At 72.3% G+C, this 15,499-nt stretch carries 15 protein-coding genes; 8 read left to right on the top strand and 7 right to left on the bottom strand.

The window, feature by feature from the left end; translation table 11 throughout:
- Positions 1 to 710 (top strand): adenylyl-sulfate kinase (gene cysC / locus TSO221_RS13400; protein ID WP_109119004.1); only part of this gene is annotated, 710 nt, incomplete at its 5' end.
- A gap of 290 nt (positions 711 to 1,000) precedes the next feature.
- On the opposite strand, the gene TSO221_RS13395 is transcribed toward cysC, so the two are convergent.
- The 3 genes from TSO221_RS13395 to TSO221_RS13385 are packed head-to-tail and all read right to left on the bottom strand — an operon-like array spanning position 1,001 to position 5,770.
- On the bottom strand, positions 1,001 to 2,494 hold the full coding sequence (locus TSO221_RS13395) for a mechanosensitive ion channel family protein (RefSeq protein WP_109119003.1): 1,494 nt from the start codon (positions 2,492 to 2,494) through the stop codon (positions 1,001 to 1,003).
- Positions 2,455 to 4,458 (bottom strand): methyl-accepting chemotaxis protein, encoded by a 2,004-nt coding sequence (locus TSO221_RS13390; RefSeq protein ID WP_146208794.1) that lies wholly within the window; start codon positions 4,456 to 4,458, stop codon positions 2,455 to 2,457. Before TSO221_RS13390 ends, TSO221_RS13395 begins: the two co-directional genes overlap by 40 nt.
- 10 nt (positions 4,459 to 4,468) lie before the next feature.
- On the bottom strand, positions 4,469 to 5,770 hold the full coding sequence (locus tag TSO221_RS13385) for a chemotaxis protein CheW (RefSeq protein WP_146208793.1): 1,302 nt from the start codon (positions 5,768 to 5,770) through the stop codon (positions 4,469 to 4,471).
- A gap of 329 nt (positions 5,771 to 6,099) precedes the next feature.
- Between TSO221_RS13385 and TSO221_RS13380 the strand changes: the two genes are divergently transcribed.
- Positions 6,100 to 6,528 carry a hypothetical protein gene (locus tag TSO221_RS13380; RefSeq protein WP_109119000.1) on the top strand — a complete coding sequence of 143 codons (429 nt, stop codon included), beginning with the start codon at positions 6,100 to 6,102 and terminating at the stop codon, positions 6,526 to 6,528.
- 45 nt (positions 6,529 to 6,573) lie between these two features.
- Positions 6,574 to 7,251, top strand: coding sequence for a hypothetical protein (locus TSO221_RS13375; RefSeq protein WP_109118999.1), 678 nt, complete (start codon positions 6,574 to 6,576; stop codon positions 7,249 to 7,251).
- 133 nt (positions 7,252 to 7,384) lie between these two features.
- Here the strand turns inward: TSO221_RS13375 and TSO221_RS13370 are convergent, their stop codons facing one another.
- Entirely contained in the window at positions 7,385 to 7,789 is a 405-nt protein-coding gene (locus TSO221_RS13370; RefSeq protein WP_109118998.1) for a DUF6524 family protein, read from the bottom strand.
- Positions 7,790 to 7,812: 23 nt separating this feature from the next.
- On the bottom strand, positions 7,813 to 8,223 hold the full coding sequence (locus TSO221_RS13365) for a DUF6524 family protein (RefSeq protein WP_109119005.1): 411 nt from the start codon (positions 8,221 to 8,223) through the stop codon (positions 7,813 to 7,815).
- Between the two features lie 207 nt (positions 8,224 to 8,430).
- Between TSO221_RS13365 and TSO221_RS13360 the strand changes: the two genes are divergently transcribed.
- The 3 genes from TSO221_RS13360 to TSO221_RS13350 all read left to right on the top strand — a co-directional run bounded on the left by TSO221_RS13360 (position 8,431) and on the right by TSO221_RS13350 (position 12,045).
- Entirely contained in the window at positions 8,431 to 9,516 is a 1,086-nt protein-coding gene (locus tag TSO221_RS13360) for a hypothetical protein (RefSeq protein ID WP_247878034.1), read from the top strand.
- A complete protein-coding gene (locus tag TSO221_RS13355; protein WP_109118996.1) occupies positions 9,513 to 11,057 on the top strand; it encodes an ATP-binding cassette domain-containing protein in 1,545 nt (514 codons plus the stop codon). The genes TSO221_RS13360 and TSO221_RS13355 overlap by 4 nt, the downstream gene beginning before the upstream one ends.
- Before the next feature lie 91 nt (positions 11,058 to 11,148).
- Positions 11,149 to 12,045 (top strand): hypothetical protein, encoded by an 897-nt coding sequence (locus tag TSO221_RS13350; RefSeq protein ID WP_109118995.1) that lies wholly within the window; start codon positions 11,149 to 11,151, stop codon positions 12,043 to 12,045.
- Between the two features lie 218 nt (positions 12,046 to 12,263).
- On the opposite strand, the gene TSO221_RS13345 is transcribed toward TSO221_RS13350, so the two are convergent.
- A complete protein-coding gene (locus tag TSO221_RS13345; protein WP_158284083.1) occupies positions 12,264 to 13,163 on the bottom strand; it encodes an SH3 domain-containing protein in 900 nt (299 codons plus the stop codon).
- A 246-nt stretch (positions 13,164 to 13,409) separates the two neighbouring features.
- Here TSO221_RS13345 and TSO221_RS13340 point away from each other — a divergent pair, with 246 nt between their 5' ends.
- Together TSO221_RS13340 and TSO221_RS13335 are read left to right on the top strand one after the other, a co-directional pair.
- Positions 13,410 to 13,841: a hypothetical protein gene (locus TSO221_RS13340; RefSeq protein ID WP_146208792.1), complete on the top strand. Its 432-nt coding sequence runs from the start codon at positions 13,410 to 13,412 to the stop codon at positions 13,839 to 13,841.
- 71 nt (positions 13,842 to 13,912) lie between these two features.
- Positions 13,913 to 14,251 (top strand): hypothetical protein, encoded by a 339-nt coding sequence (locus TSO221_RS13335; RefSeq protein ID WP_109118992.1) that lies wholly within the window; start codon positions 13,913 to 13,915, stop codon positions 14,249 to 14,251.
- 29 nt (positions 14,252 to 14,280) lie between these two features.
- Here TSO221_RS13335 and TSO221_RS35405 read toward each other — a convergent pair.
- Positions 14,281 to 15,499: hypothetical protein (locus tag TSO221_RS35405; protein ID WP_199229472.1), on the bottom strand; the 1,219-nt coding region annotated here is incomplete at its 5' end.

Here is a 15,499-nt window from a genome sequence, read left to right as displayed (position 1 = left end):
CCTACGCCGACAACCGGGCGACGGGCAGCTTCGTGCTGATCGACCGGATCAGCAACGCCACCGTGGGCTGCGGCATGATCGATTTTCCGCTGCGCCGCGCCTCGAACATCCACTGGCAGTCGATGAAGGTCGGCAAGCCGCAACGCGCCGCGCTGAACGATCAGACGCCGTGCGTGCTGTGGTTCACCGGTCTGTCGGGGGCCGGCAAGTCGACGGTGGCGGATCTGGTGGAGCAGGAGCTGCACCGCCGCGGCCGGCGCACCATGAGCCTGGACGGCGACAACGTCCGCCACGGCCTGAACAAGGACCTGGGCTTCACGGCCGAGGACCGGGTGGAGAACATCCGGCGCGTCGGCGAGGTGGCGAAGTTGATGGTGGACGCCGGGCTGATCGTGCTGGTCAGCTTCATCTCGCCCTTCCGCGAGGAACGCGGCATGGCGCGCGCGCTGGTCGCCGAGGGCGAGTTCCTGGAGGTGTTCGTCGACGCCCCGCTGGCGGTGTGCGAGGCGCGCGATCCGAAGGGGCTGTACCAGAAGGCACGGGCCGGGCAACTGCCGAACTTCACCGGCATCAGCAGCCCGTACGAGGCGCCGGAGGCACCGGAGATCCACCTGCCGGCCGGCGAGGAGACGCCCGAGGCCCTGGCGGCGCGGGTTGTCAAGGAGCTGGAGCGGCGGGGACTCATTCCGGTGGACGACTGGACGATCTGACGGAGCACTTGCCCCCACCCCCGGCCCCTCCCCCGCTGCGCAGGGGAGGGCCGAGCTCCCCTCCCCTGCGCAGCGGGGGAGGGGCCGGGGGTGGGGGCAATACGGCGATTACCGTCCCGACGGCCCCGCCATCGCCATGCCCAGCGCAATGGCGGGAAGCAGCAGGAACAGCACAAGACCGGACATCGGCGCCCTCCAGGCGGTGGTATCTGGGATGCGGACCGCCGACGCTACCCTGGTCCGCCGCCCGGTGATATCCGGGCTTCCCGGCTACTTCCTCCGGACGGGCCTTACCCTCCCGATACCAGCGCCACCGGCTGCACGCCCGTGGCGCGGCGGATGTGCGCCAGCACGTCGGCGGCGAGGTCGGCCTCGGCGGCGACGCTGCGGCGGCCGCCGGCGCGTCCGCGCAGCTCGCTGACCACCAGCGCCGCCACCTGCCGGCTCAGCTCCTCCGCGCTTTCCGGGCGGCGGGTCACCAGGGCGCGGATCGCTTCCAGGCCGAGTTCCACCACCAGCGCCTCGGTGCGGCCGCGCGCCGTCTCGGCGTACGTCGTGCCCTGGAACAGGGCGACCGCGCCGACCACGCTGCCGGGGCCGGCGTCGCGCGGCGGTTCACCCTGCCCGGTGCGCCCGCGCACCGGCTCGACGGTCAGCAACCCCTCCAGCACGACGTAGAGCGCCGCCGCCGCCTCGCCGGCCTGGACCAGCGTGGCGCCCGCCGGCAGGCGGCGCAGCCGGGCGTTCTCCGCCAGCACCCGCACGTCGCCGTCCGGCAGCCCGCCGAACAGCGCGGTGCCGGCCAGCGCCTGGGCGATCCGCGCGGCGTCGAGGTCGCGCCACGCCCGCGTCGCCGGGTCGCCGGGGCTGCGCTCGCCCTTCGGCCAGGCCGGGCGCAGGCCGGCGACGTCGAGGTGCTCCAGCACCTTCTGCAGCACCATGCTGCGGGCACGGAACCGCTTCTCGACGGGGATCTCGAAGTAGATGCCGTAATCGACGCCGTCCAGCGTCGCCGCGCGCACCCGGATGTAGGGCGGCGCGGCCCCCGGCACCGCGAAGGGGCCCCACGCCTCCAGCGCCGCCGCCTCGAGGATGCGCAGCGCCCGCTCGGTCGGGGCGCCGTGGTCGAGGATCACGGTGGTCATGAACTCGATGAACGGCCCGGGGCGCGAGTGGTTGGTGATGGTGGCGGCGGCGAGCCGGCTGTTCGGCACCACGATGATGTTGCGGAAGTCGTCCTGGATGCGGGTGCTGCGCCAGCTGATCTCCTGCACCCGGCCTTCGACGGTGATGTCGCCCATGCGGTGCAGGCGGATGTGGTCGCCGATGCGGATCGGCCGGTCGAGGTTGAGGGCGAGGCCGGAGCAGATGTCGAGCAGCGGCTCGCGGATCGCCATGCCGAGCACGACGCCGAGCACGCCGGACGCCGCCCACAGCACGGTCAGGTCCTGCTTGAACACGTAGCCGGCGATGGCGGCGAAGGCGATGCCGAACACCACCATGCCGGACAGCTGCACCAGCAGCCGCGGCACCGGCTCGCCCAGCGCGGAGGTGACCAGCCCCTCCAGCACCACCACCTGCACCAGCCGGTGCACGAACAGCGCGGCGAACAGGATCAGCCCGATGCTGAGCGCGTAGCCCAGCACCCGGTAGACCACGGCCAGCGCCTCGGCGCCCGCGTCCTGGTAGGTGGTGCCGGCGAAGTACAGCGCCCCGCCGAGGATCAGACAGCCGGCGAGCGGCGTCAGGAGCTTGCCGAGCTTTCGAGCGTAAGGGGCTGCCATTGGGCGCGCGGCTCCGTTTGGGCGGACTGGGTGAGGACGAAGCGGCCGACCTGCTCGCGGGCGCGGTGGACCATGCGGGCCAGCTCCTCCATGGTGGCGCTGATCTCCTCGGCGGCGGCGGCGTTGGCCTGGCTGCCCTGGCGCAGCGCCGACACCCGCTCGTGCAGGTCCTTCACCGCCGCCGACTGCTGGGTGATGGCGGCGGACATCGCCTGCACGGTGGCGCCGCTGTCGTGCGCCGCCTCGGCGATGCGCTCGATGGCGGTGCGCGCCTCGGCGGTGGTGCCGACGCCCTCGCGCACGACCAGCGCCGATTCGGCGATGATCTGCTCGATGTCGTGGGCGGCGAGCGCCGCCTCCTCGGCCAGCCGGCCGATCTGCTGGGCGACGATGGCGAAGCCCATGCCCTCCTCGCCGGCCCGCGCCGCCTCGATGCCGGCGTTCAGCGACAGGATGTGCGTCTTGTCGGAGATGCGGGTGATCTTGCCGGTGATCTGCTCGATCCGGCCATGCGTGGCGGCGATGCGCTCCACCGACCCGGCGAGGTGGACGAGGCGCGCGCGCCCCTCGTCGGCGAAGGCGCTGGTGCGCGCCGCCAGTTCGCTGCCGCGCGCGGCGCTGCCGGCGATGGTGTCGACCGACGCTGCGGTCTCGCCGATGCTGGCGGCGACGCCGTTCAGCGTGGTCAGCGAGCGCGAGGATTCCTCGGCCACCTGCCGGGCGGCGGCGGAGGTCTGGGTGATGGCGACGGCGATCTGCTGGGTGTCCTCGGCGACCGAGCCGATCAGGCCGCGCAGCTGCTCGATGGCCTGGTTGATGTGGCCCTTCAGCACCGCGAAGTCGCCCTGGTAGCTGCCGCCGACGGCGCGCGTCAGGTTGCCCTGCGCCATGGCCGCGGTGACCGAGCCCAGCTCGTGCAGCAGGCTGACCAGCGCGTCGAGGCTGCGGTTCATGTTGGCCTTCAGGGCGCGCAGGTCGCCCTCGTAGGCGCCTTCCATGCGGCCGCGCAGGTCGCCAGCGGCGAGCAGCTGCATGACCTCCACCACCTCGAACAGCGGGCGGGTCAGGCCCTCGATCAACTCGTTCATGCCCTTGACCAGCACGGCGTATTCGCCGGTGTGGCCGATCGCCTCGACGCGGGTGGACAGGGCGCCGGCGTGCGCGGCGTCCACCAGTTCGCCGAGGTCGGTGGCCAGCGCCCGCACCGCCATGCCGGTGGCCTCCACCGCGCGGGCCATGCGGCCGAGGTCGTCGGCGCGGTCGGTGCCGGCCTCGATGCGCGAGAAGTCGCCGGCGGCCAGCTGGGTCAGCGTGCCGGTCATGGCCGCGACCGGCTGGCCGATGCCGCGGTCCACGCCCCACAGGCAGGCGCCGCCGAACAGCAGCACCAGCGCCATGCCGGCGAGGATCAGGGTGCGGCTGTCGCCGATCAGCGTGGCCGAGGCGCGGTTGGCCTCGGCGGCGTGCGCGGCGGCGAGGCGGACCAGCTCCTCCAGGTCGGTGGAGAACTCCTGGAAGAGGGCGCCGGTCTCCCGCAGCAGCGCCGTCGCCCCGGCGGTCTCGTTGCGGCGCGACAGGTCGAGCATTTTGGCGCTGCTCGCCAGATAGGCGGTGTAGTCGCGCGCGAAGGCGTCGTAGTAGCGGCGCTCCTCCGGCGTGTCGACGAGCGGCTCGTACCGCTTGCGCCAGTGGGCGATGTCGTCCTTCAGGCGGGCCATGGTCTGCTCGAGCGCCTGCATGTCGCCGTCGTCGTGGCTCAGCACATGCATCATCTCGGCGCCGCGGTAGTCGCTGGAGGCGACGTCGATGGCGTAGGTGGCCTGGATGCCGAGCAGCACGTCCTTGGCGACCAGGTCGCTGTCCGCCGACACCGCCGACAGCACCTGCAGGACGCCGACGCCGAACGCGACGAAGAGCCCTATCAGGATCCCGAAGGCCAGCCGGAGTTTGGTTTTGATGGTCATGGTCGGCAACTCAAGCGGGGGTGTCGGGATCCGCCCAGCCGAGGCGGGCGGCGGCGAGGGCGCGCCGCAGGTGCCTCGGCACGGCGGCAGGGGAGGGCGGGTCGTGGCGCAGGCGGAACAGCCAGCCGGCCTCGTCGCGGCCGGCGGCGTCGAACGCCAGCGCCGCGGCGGGCGGCAGCGGTGCCACCGGCTGCCAGGACACGGGCGGCGGCAACGCCAGCACGCGGTCCACCGACAGCAGCAGCGGGGTGCCGCCGGCGGTGCGGACGAGGACCAGGGCGCCGGCCCGCGCCTCGGCACGGCGGCCGAGCGCGACGGCGACGTCGAGGACCGGGACGAGCCTGGCCGCCGGCCGGGGCGCCGGAACGACGGCGGAATCGAGGATGCGGCCGACGAGGGCGAGCGGCAGCGCCAGCCGTAGGTCGCCGGCCTGGACGGTGAGCACGGCGTCCGCGGCGGCGCGCGTTGGTTCCGTCGAGGACCGGGCGCCCGGCGCCGCGGGCGGCGTGCCGTCGTCGAGCACCGGCACCGGGTCGGTGTCGGGTCGGTTCAGCCAGCGCTGCGGCCGGCCGTCGGGCAGCGTCACCGCGGCGATGCTGCGCGCCTCGCAGGGCTCCAGCCCGACGACCCGGTCGACCAGCAGCGCGCTCTCCTGGCTCCCGCCGCGCAGCACCACCGCCCAGCGCGGGTCTCCGGCCTCGCCGGGCACGGTCGGCAGGGCGTCGGCGAGGCGGTGCGCGGGCAGCAGGTCGCCGTCCACCCGCACCAGCGAGTCGCCGCTGCGCAGGGGCTGCACCGCCGACACCACGCCGACGCGGCCGACGCGCTCGACCGGCAGCGCCGCGGTGACGCCGCCGCCGGCGACCAGGAGGAACGGCACGCGCCGCGCCGGTGCGGCGGCCTGGACGGGGCGGAGACTCGGCGCCCACCCGGCGGCCGGCGGCGGCGCCCAGGGGGCGATGTCGGCCAGGAGGTCGCACAGCGGCGGAGCGTCACCGGCGCCGCGGCCCACCGCCTCGACGCGCAGGGCCAGCCCGCCGCGGCCGGAGGCGACCACGACCAGGGCGCCGCCGATGCTCCCGGGCGCGAGGTCGAGCACGGCGAAGGCGCGCCCCTCGATTCCAGAGAGGCCGGCGACGGGGGACGGGGCGTGCGGGATGGGAGAGAGCGCGGCAGGCGGGTCGGCGATGCACAGCACGTCGGCGGCAGGAACCGACCATCGCCGGCCGCCCGCCTGGAGAAACAGGCGGTCCGACTCCACGGCGCGCCCGGTGGCTGCCGGTGCGCGGAGGGGCGGGGCGGTGTTCGGCACAGTGCTCCCTGCGGCGTTCCTCCCCCGAGTCCCGGACGGACGGGGTAGCCCGAACGACTTTACCTTCGTTTCCCAGGGAGTTGAAGTCACGCGTGCGTGTGCAATCCCACTTGTCACCGGCCCCACTTGTTACCGGCGGTCCGCCGCATCGTGACGCAGGCCCGCGGCGATGGCTGTGGAAACGCATCATTGTCCCAAGGTGTTTTCTTGACTTTGACCGTTCGGGTTACTCTTAATGTGCCGTCTTCTTCCCGTCCTGGGTGCGGTCGCACGCACGGCCGGGTGGTGGCGACCGTCGTCTCTGCCGTCTCAAAGTTCATGGATCCGCAATGGCCGATACCGAAGACCCGCGTCGCAGATTTGCCGACCTCGTCAAGCTCAACGGCCTGACGAGCAAGTTCATCGACCGCGAGACCGAGCGCCGCGTCCTGGAGGAGGGGGTCACCCGCTTCAACCTGACGCTCGACGAGGCGCGCGGCATGATGCGGTCGGTCGCGGAAGACAACGACTACGTCTTCGAGACCGAGACCGGCCGGCGCATCCGCCAGGTGCTGGACAAGCACGCCGGCAAGAAGGGCAAGGTCAGCAAGAAGCAGTTCGAGCAGACGGCCGAGATCCTGCGCGACTTCTCGAACGGCGCCATCGGCGAGGCCGAGGCCCGCCGGCACGTCAAGCGCATCATGATCGAGAACGGCTGGAAGCCGCGCCGCGCCGGCCTGCTGCCGACCCAGCGCTGGTACAAGAGCGTCGAAGTCTGAAAGGGGGCGCTGGGCGCGCCCTCCACGGCTCGCGGGCGGTGAGCGATGGACGTTCTTGAGCTGCTCTCATCCGCCGCGTCCTTCGCCGTCGGCCCGCTGCTGATCATCGTTCCGCTGCTGACGTACCGCTGGGTGACGGACACCGCCGCCCACTGGGACCTGTACGGCGGCTTCCGCGAGGACAACGCCACGCTGGCCGGCCTGCTGCTGGGCATCTGCCTGGTGGCGGTGACGCCGCTGCCCGGCCAGCCGCTCAGCTTCGATTCCGTCTTCAACCGCGGCGGGCCCTGGGACTTCCACCTGGAGGCGTTCGGCTCCCTGGTCCGCGACCGGATGGAGGTGGCGCCCGGCCTGCTGCTCGACCGTCTGATGCTGGACGACGAGCGGCTGAACCTGACGCTTGGCCTCGCCATGGCCGCAGCGCTGCTGCTCGGTCGCGCCGTGTTCGGCATCGCCCGGCAGGGCTGGTGGCATTCGGTGGCGACCATCGCCATGGACCTGACCGTCGCCACGATGACCGCGGCGCTGACGCTGTACGCGGTGATCCTCGGGCTGTGGCTGTGCAACCGGCTGAACTTCTGGCTGTTCCTGGTCGGCCTCGTGATGATCCAGGAATACCGCTACAACATGCTCGGCCTGTTCCCGCGCCACCGCCACTTCCGCCTGCCGCGCGCCCGCCTGCCGCAGGAAATCGCCTTCCCGACGCTGAAGCGGCGGCGGTAGGGACCTTTCATTCTTTCTCTCACCGTCATCCCCGCGAAGGCGGGGATCCATAATTCCCACAACGTGCAGCTGTGGAACGTATGGATCCCCGCCTTCGCGGGGATGACGGGAGAAGTGGAATGAAATCAAATGCTCAAGGCGGCGGGTAGATGACCTGCGAGGTGCCGAGGACGCGGCGCTTGAAGTGCGCCCAGCTCAGGCCGGCGGCCAGCGTCACCGAGGCGATGGTCAGCATCAGGTAGCCGGTCCAGAACGGCGCCTGCTCGTCGAACACGCCGTAGTGGCGCAGCGTCATGTAGCCGGTCAGCAGGATCGCCGCCGAGATGCCGACGCCCAGCGCCCCCAGCGCCAGCCACGCGATGCGCAGGTAGACGACGTACACCATGAACAGCAGCACACCGACCACCACCTTGAACGAGAAGCGGTAACCGTCGTCCTGCGACAGCCAGGCGACGTAGGAATAGCCGGCCGGGTTCCAGGTGCCGAACAGCAGCAGGAAACAGCCGAGCAGCCGGACGAGGTATCCGAAGAATTTCACGGCAGGGGATCCTCAGCCGGCGCTCATGGCGGGATGACGTTCTGCGAATCGACCTGACCGGACAGCCGGTAGCGCACCAGCGACCACAGGAAGCCCATGCCCAGCACCAGCGTCACGCCGGACAGCAGGGTCAGCGTGACGATGGTCGGGTCGTTGAGGTCGAGCAGGTCGTGGTCCCACAGCGTCCACACCGCGGTGACGTAGCTGATCACCACCATCGTCACGCCGATCAGCTTCATCGACCGCCACGTCGCCAGGACGTGCGTGTAGAGCAGGAAGACGATGACGGTGCCGGCGAACAGCTTCAACGTCCAGTCCCCGGCATCCTCCATGCGGATCCAGTGCCAGTAGGAGTATCCGGACGGGTTGTAGGTCCCGAACACCGTCAACAGCGTGAGCAGCATCCGGACGATGAAACCCGCGGTCGTCATCATGATGAGGGCCTGCGGCGGCAATGGAAACGCGCTGGCGGCCATTCTAACGGCTCGCCCCGGTGCGGGCCACAACTCTCGCCGTGACCGTTGCGCGACGAAGTCACTTTACAATCCGCTACCGGACACGCTGTTATCGTGCCGCTGCGAGGCTGGGGGTGGTCGGGTTCAGTGCGCTCCGTGAATGTCATGTTCGGGCGGCCGGCGGCGATGGCCGCAAGCATCGGCCTGTCGCTGCTGTTCCTGTCCGCGGGCTGGGCGACGCTGCCGACCCGCAACCCGCCGCCCACCTGGGTCTACCGCCTGCCGGATCCTGGATCGGTCGCGGCGGCGGACGCGATCCCCGTCTTCATCATGCGCGCCGACCGCTCGACGCTGCGTGCGGGCCAAGCCAACGTCAAGGCGGACGGCCGCATCGACGTCACCCTCTACGACCCCTCCGATCCGCGGCTGATCGACGGCAGCGAGGGGCTGCTGTTCAACGCCGACCTGCGCGTGCTGTGGCTGATGGCCTCGGAGGAGGAGCGCGCCCAGCTGCAGCGCGGCCTGGAGAAGCTCGGCCGCGGCCTGCGCGAGGCGGTGGACGCGGTGCTGCGCTCGCCCGAGTTCAACGAGGACTACCGCAGCGCGCTGACCGAGATCGGCCGCGAGACCATCGAGGCGGCGTGGCGCGACCCGCGCACCAGGGCCGCCTACGAGGAACTGCTGCGCAGCGCCGAGCCGGTGCTGCGCGAGGCGGTGGGGCGCGACCTCAAGGCCATCGTCCTGAAGCGGGCCGAGCCGCTGCTGTGGGAAATGGTGTCGGCCAACGTCGGCTCGCTGTTCAGCGTCTTCCACGCGCACCAGTGGGACCTGACGCCGGTCGAGCAGGCGATGGACGCCATCCAGCGCGACGTGCGCGAGCGCGCGCTGATCGAGAAGACCGCGCAGCGCATCCTCGACAGCTGGCAGGCCAAGGACTTCCTGCGCACCTTCGCCGGCAACGTGGTGGACGCGGTGGCGCGCGACACCCGGCTGAAGGACGTGCTGGCCCGGCTGCTCACCGACCAGCGCCTGGGGCCCTACCTGAGCGCCGCCTCGCAGCCGGCCGGCGAGCTGGCGCGGATGACGCCGCAGGTGCTGTTCGGCGTGCACCCGCAGTCCGACCTCAACGCGCTGGCCGCCTACACCTTCCGCGGCTTCGTCACCGGGCGGCCGGGTCCGCTGATCATCCTGATGAACGCGCAGCGGCGCGAGGAGATCCTCGCGCTCGACCGCCAGTCGCCCCGGCCCCTCCTGCACGGCACGGCCCAATGACCGCGACCTCCACTTCGCTCGACATCGCCGGGCTGACCATCCACCGGCCGAGCGGCGCGCTGCTGGTGCGCGACGCCACCTTCACCATCGGGCCCAGCGAGGTGGTGCTGCTGGTCGGCCCCAGCGGCTGCGGCAAGTCCACCATCGTCAAGCTGCTGGGCGGCCTGCTGGACACCGGGCGCGAGGGCTGGGCGGTGGCCGGCCGGCTGGGCTGTGGCGGCCGCTCCATCGACCTGGGGCAGGAGCGCAGCCACGTCGGCGGCATCGTCTTCCAGGACCACGCGCTGTTCAACGACCTGAGCGCGCTGGAGAACCTGCGCATCGCCGCCGACCACGCCGGCGGCGCGCCGGACCCGGAGCTGGTCTCGGGGGCCACCGCGCTGCTGGGCGACATCGAGCCGCGCAAGACCATCGCGTCGTGCAGCGGCGGCCAGCGCCAGCGCCTCGCCATCGCGCGCACGCTGCTGGCCGACCGGCCGGTGCTGCTGTTCGACGAGCCGAACTCCGGCCTCGACGTCAACATGGCGCGTCGGCTGGGCGAGCTGATCCGCGACCTCTGCCAGTCGATGGGCAAGCCGGCGCTGGTGGTGGCGCACCACGTCAAGGACCTGCTGCCGGTCGCCGACCGCGTGCTGCTGTTCGACACCCGCTCGCGCCGGCTGGTCGAGGTGCCGCGCGACGCCGAAATCATCGAGGCCGAGCTGCTGAAGCTCGACGCCGACGGCGGCGCCCCCACCGCCACGGGCGCCGCGCCGGCTCCGGCGGCGGCGCCCGCCCAGACCGTCCAGCCGCGCCGCAACCCGTGGCCGGCGGCGATCGGCCACCGCTCGAAGCTCTACTGGTTCGGCCGCTACATGGCCGAGTATTTCTGGGAGCTGTGCGTCTCGCCGCTGATGCTGATCTACATGGGGGCGGGGGCGCTGATCATGGGCTTCGTGTCCATGTGGTTCGGCTTCCACTACAACTCGTTCGGCGGCTACCTGAAGTCGCTGCTGCACGACGAGACGCTGGTGGGGCTTGGCCTCGTGCAGGGCACGGTGGCGGTGCCGCTGATCAGCTCGATCCTGTTCGTCGCCCGCAACAACGCCATCATCGCCGCCGACATCGGCAATCGCGTGCTGTCCTCGCAGTTCAAGGCCATGGAGAACCTGCGCATCGAGGCGCGCACCTACATCTTCTCGTCGATCCTCATCAACATGGTGGTGGGGTCGCTGATGCTGCTGGTGCTGTCGCTCGGCGTGGCAAGCTGGAGCTCCATGCAGACCTGGCACCTGCAGTTCCCGCAGCAGAACTTCGAGCTGTGGCGCGGCCAGTTCTTCCAGAAGCTGATCCTCGAGGGCTACCGCCCGGCGTCCAGCATGGGCTGGGTGCTGCTGAAGGTGGCGCTGAGCGCGGTGCTGGCCGGGGCCGCCGCCATCGTCATCGGCGGCGGGCGCAAGGACTCGGTGCTGGAGATCAACTCCGCCATCGCGCGCTCGATCATCATCGGGGTGACGCTGACCCTGCTGGTGCACGCCGTGATATCCGTGCTGACGCTGTAGGCCGGAGGGCGGAACTACCTCTTTCGCGGTGCGCAATCGCGGTGCGTGCAGTATAGTGCGCTTAATCAACGAACTGGTATCCGAGGGGCCGATGAGCAGCGAGCAGGACAGCAGCAAGACGGAGACGGCGCCCGCCAACGACGTTTACGTGGACCCGCCCGCCCCGCCGCCGGCCCCGCCGCGCAGCGGCAACAAGGCGGCGCTGCTGCTGGCCTCGGCCGCGGTGGTGCTGGCGCTGGGCGCGCCCTACTGGACCACGCCGCTGTACCGCGCCCTGCACCTGCGCACGCCCGGCATGGAGTGGCAGGCCCGGCAGGAGGTCGAGAACGGCCGCCACGCCCAGTCGCTGGCCGAGCTGGACCGCCGCCTCGCCGACCTCGCCGGGGTGGTCGCCAAGGCCAACGACCAGGCCGCCGGCGTCAAGGCGACGCAGGCCGCGCTGGAAGCGCAGACCCGCGCGCTGGCGCAGCTGCAGCTGCGCGCCGTGCTGCGCCGCCCGGTGCCCTTCGACGCCGAGCTGAAGGCGGTGCGCGCCTTCGGCGGCAAGGGTGACGACCTGGAGCCGCTGCTGGCGGCCATCGAGTCCTACGCCAGCACCGGCATCCCGCTGGATTCGCAGCTGCGGCGCGAGTTCTCGTCGGTGTCCGACGCGGTGGCGCGCACCGAGGCGCGGCCGTCGATGATGCACTGGCTGACCAACGTCACCGGCATCAACACCCTGACCAACTTGGTCACCTGGTCGGCCGAGCCGCCGGCCCCCGAGGGGCCGCAGCCCGACCGTCCCGCCGACATCGTCGAGCGGGCGCAGGGCAAGCTGTACGACGGCGACCTGCGCGGCGCGGTGGAGGAGCTGGCCAAGCTGGAGGGCGACGCCGCCGGTGCGGCGCGCGTCTGGCTCGGCGAGGCGAAGGCCCGTCTGGCCGCCAACCAGGCGGTGGACCGCATCGCCGAGCAGGTCGCCAACGTCGCGAGCAAGCAGGCGAAGTAGGCGTTATCGCCCCTCCCTCGCCTCCGGCGGGGGCGTGGAGCCGGTAACGAAGTTAATGAGCGCCGAAGGCGATCGTAGGCGGAGCGCGATCGCCCGACTTGCGGGCGACCGGTGGAGGGGCCCGCAAAGCGGGAGGGTGGGGGCTACGGCTTGTCCGGTCGGCCGCTGCCCCCACCCCGACCCTCCCCCAGCGGGGCTGGGGGAGGGAGTGAAGAAGCCTACGTCCGCTGTGGTGTGTTCATGTCCGGCTGCGGCTTGGCGCCCCACCCGGGGATCCAGCCGAGCAGCCAGTCGCGCAGCGAGGCGTAGGTGGTGTACAGCCAGCTCTGGGCGCTGTCGGCCGCCGGGCCGGCCTTGCTGGTCCAGCCCTTCGCCCAGTCGATCAGCGGCTGCACCGAGCTTTCCACCGATTCGATCTTGTCGCCGAGCCGGCCGAACTCCGCCTTCTGCTCGGCGATCTGCTGCGCGATCTGTTCCTGCAGCCGGGTCATGCGCTCGGCGATGCCCGGGCCTTCCGGGGTGGGCGCCGGCTTCGGCTCGGTGGCGGTCGCGGCCTCCTCGGCGAGGCGCTTCTGCTCGCGCTCCAGCAGGCCCTTCACCGCAGCGGACAGGCTTTCCAGTTCCTTGGCGTTGGGCATCTGCCGGTTGAGTTCGGTCAGGGCGCCCTCGATCTTCGTCAACTGCTCCTTCAGCGCCGCGTCGTCCGCGGTCGGGACCACCGGAGCCGGAGCGGCGGCCACCGGCGCCTGGGCCGGCGCCTGGACTTGCACCTGAGCCTGCACCGGGGCCGGCGGCGCGCGCAGCAGATCGGCGGCGACGAAGCCCGGCGTGCCGTTGTCCTGCACCACCGCGTACCAGGGGGCGCCCGCCACCTTGCCGGTGACCCGCACCGTCGCCCCGGATTCGATCTGGCCGACGCGCGATGCCTGCGCGCTGGGCTGCTGGCGGACGTTGACGCGGGTGGTGGCGACGTACGCGCCCTCCAGCGGTTCGAGACGCGGCCCCTGCGGCGCGGCCGTCTGGGCCGTCGCGGCGGCGGCGATCACCAGCAGGACGGCACCGGCCAGCGGGGCGGTTGCGGAGCCGCGGGCGCGGCGGAGCAGGGCGTCGAAGGTCATCGGCGGAACCATTCCAGATCGTGAGGCGGCCCGATCGTGAGGTTGGGCCGCGCACCCGGCCGGAACTGTGCCTCAACTGCCGCGTGCCCAACAAGCGACCTTTTCCGTTCGGGGTATCCGGTGGCGCCGCGACGCCCCCGGCGGTACGCCGCCATGCCGCCCCGCCGCCCCGGATGCGCCGTCGACGCGCCCCGTCACCGGACCAAATCAAGGATCCTGTATGAGCTTTTTTTCGGGAGATCGCCGATGGGCACGGCAAGGATACGGCGGAACTGGGGCAGGCGCGCGGCGGCGGCGGCGGTGGCCGGCGCCCTGCTGGCGGGCGCGGTGCCGGTGTCGGCCCTGGCTGCGCCCGGCGGTGGGGCGGGGGGCGGCGCCGGCGGCCCGTTCCCCTGGTCGATGGCGACGGAGCTGACCAGCCCCTCCGCCAATCCGGAAGTGGCGCAGCGGCAGGCGCTGGGCTGCACGCTGGTCGGGCTGGGTGTGACCGGCGTGGCGGTGGCGTCGGGGGCGCTGGCTTCGGCCGGCTCCGCCGGGTCGGGCACGGTGGCGGTCGGTGCGATGGTGGGTGAGATCGTCACCTATTTCGGCGCCGGCTGCTCGATCGGCGCCTTTCTGGCCGGGCTGTTCTCGATGGGGCGGCCGGCGACGGTGGCGGCGGCGGACGTCGACGGCTAGGCCGGGTTGGCGGGGTTGCCGGATCAATGATAGCATGGCTCCGGTTACGCTTCGCCCGGAGGTATTCATCCATGCGCACGCTTATCCTGCTGGTGCTCGCCGCGTTCCTGGCCGTCGCCCCGTTGAGCGCTCGAGCCCAGACGGCGCCGGCTCCCGCTCCCGTTCCGGCTCCGGGCGCACCGCCCGCGGCGTCCTCGACCATCTTCGGCCTGCCGCCGAACCAGGCGCTGGCGATCGGCGTCGGCGTGCTCGCCGGCGGCGTCGGCATGAGCGTGCTGACCAACGGGCCGTTCGCCACGGTCGTCGGCGGTCTGGCCGGCGCGCTGATCGGCAACTGGTGGTACGCGACCCGCCCGACGGTCGATGCGCGCGGCCTGCCGATGCGCCAGCAGCTCTCGGCCGTCGACTGAGGGGCGTCGAATAAGCTCCCGAGTCGCGCTCAGCCTTGCGCGCGCTTGAACGCGATGGCGGTCAGCGCGCGCAGGGCCTGATCGGCGAGCAGCCGCCGGTTGGCCTCGGCGAGCCACGTCTGCAGGCCCGGCGTCACCGGCGTGTCGAGCCCGCGCAGCTTCCACACCGCGCTGTCCAGAAGCCCGTTGCGCAGGTCGCGGCTGATCGCGTCGGTCTTCTGGCCGAGCGTCTCGGCACGGCTCGACCACGGCTGCGACCAGAACAGCAGCGACGACGCCTTCGCGTACCATGTCGCGGTGGCCGCCCGCTCCGATTCGACGATGGCGGCGAGCAGCGGCTTCAACGTCTGCTGCAGGCGCGGCAGGTTCGACACCCCCTCGCCCGCCACCGAGGCCAGGATCTCGACCGCGGCGCGCGTCTCCGGGTCGCCGTTCACCAGGGCCGCCAGGGTCTTCGCCTCGGCGTCGAAGGACTCCGACATCTCCAGCGCCAGCCGCACGCGCGACACCAGCGCTAGCAGCATCGCGGCGCTGGTGCGGGACGCCAGGGCGGCGCTGCGCTGGTCCACCTCGCCGATCCGGCGGTCGGCGGCGGCGAGCCGCTCGTCGACCGCCGTGGTCTGGGCGGCGAGCGCGTCCGCCCCCTCCTTGCGCACGGCGGCGAGGCCCTGGTCGAGCACGTCGATGCGTTGCGCCAGCGCGGTACCGGCCTGCTCGGCGGCGTCGAGGCGGGTGGCCAGTTCGGCCTTCAGGTCGCCCTGCGCCTTGGCCGTCGCGGCGGCGGCTGCCGCGGTGTCGCCGAGGCGCGGCTCCAGCGTGTCGAGTCGCCCGCCCAGCGCGGCGAACCGGCCCTCCAGCTCGGCCAGCTTGCGCGCCTCAGGCGAGGGGCCGGTGTCGGGCAGCGGCTTGCCGAGCGCCACGGCCAGCACCTTCAGCGTCGCTGGATCGGCCGCCGGGCTGCCGGGCTGGCCCAGTGCCTGGGCCAGCGCTGCGACGCGCTGGTCGAAGGCGGCGAGTTCGATCTGCACCGCGTCCTTGGGCTTCGGCGCCGCGGTGCCGGTCAGGATGCCGATCAGCTCATGCTCGCCGAAGCGGGCGGTGAGCTGCTCCGCGAGGTAGGGCCGCAGGCTCGGCCCGGCGATCGACGCCCCGGCCCCGGCCAGCGCCACCAGCGCCGCGAAAGTCGCCCAGCCGCCGCCGCGGGCGCGCGGCGGGCGGGCGGGGGCGGCGGGCGGCGGATCGGACAGC

Origin of the sequence: Azospirillum sp. TSO22-1 (genome assembly GCF_003116015.1) — a bacterium.
In the GTDB taxonomy this organism is placed as follows: Bacteria; Pseudomonadota; Alphaproteobacteria; order Azospirillales; family Azospirillaceae; genus Azospirillum.
Note: the sequence above shows the minus strand (reverse complement) of the source record. Positions and strands in the feature narration are given on the sequence as shown.

Bases quoted from the DNA above. Each gene is read 5' to 3' on its own strand.
- TSO221_RS13350 (WP_109118995.1), top strand. From the start codon at position 11,149: ATGAGCAGCGAGCAGGACAGCAGCAAGACGGAGACGGCGCCCGCCAAC.
- TSO221_RS13345 (WP_158284083.1), bottom strand. From the start codon at position 13,163: ATGACCTTCGACGCCCTGCTCCGCCGCGCCCGCGGCTCCGCAACCGCC.
- TSO221_RS13375 (WP_109118999.1), top strand. From the start codon at position 6,574: ATGGACGTTCTTGAGCTGCTCTCATCCGCCGCGTCCTTCGCCGTCGGC.
- TSO221_RS13355 (WP_109118996.1), top strand. From the start codon at position 9,513: ATGACCGCGACCTCCACTTCGCTCGACATCGCCGGGCTGACCATCCAC.
- TSO221_RS13380 (WP_109119000.1), top strand. From the start codon at position 6,100: ATGGCCGATACCGAAGACCCGCGTCGCAGATTTGCCGACCTCGTCAAG.
- TSO221_RS13395 (WP_109119003.1), bottom strand. From the start codon at position 2,494: ATGGCAGCCCCTTACGCTCGAAAGCTCGGCAAGCTCCTGACGCCGCTC.
- TSO221_RS13340 (WP_146208792.1), top strand. From the start codon at position 13,410: ATGGGCACGGCAAGGATACGGCGGAACTGGGGCAGGCGCGCGGCGGCG.
- TSO221_RS13390 (WP_146208794.1), bottom strand. From the start codon at position 4,458: ATGACCATCAAAACCAAACTCCGGCTGGCCTTCGGGATCCTGATAGGG.
- TSO221_RS13335 (WP_109118992.1), top strand. From the start codon at position 13,913: ATGCGCACGCTTATCCTGCTGGTGCTCGCCGCGTTCCTGGCCGTCGCC.
- TSO221_RS13360 (WP_247878034.1), top strand. From the start codon at position 8,431: ATGGCCGCAAGCATCGGCCTGTCGCTGCTGTTCCTGTCCGCGGGCTGG.
- TSO221_RS13365 (WP_109119005.1), bottom strand. From the start codon at position 8,223: ATGATGACGACCGCGGGTTTCATCGTCCGGATGCTGCTCACGCTGTTG.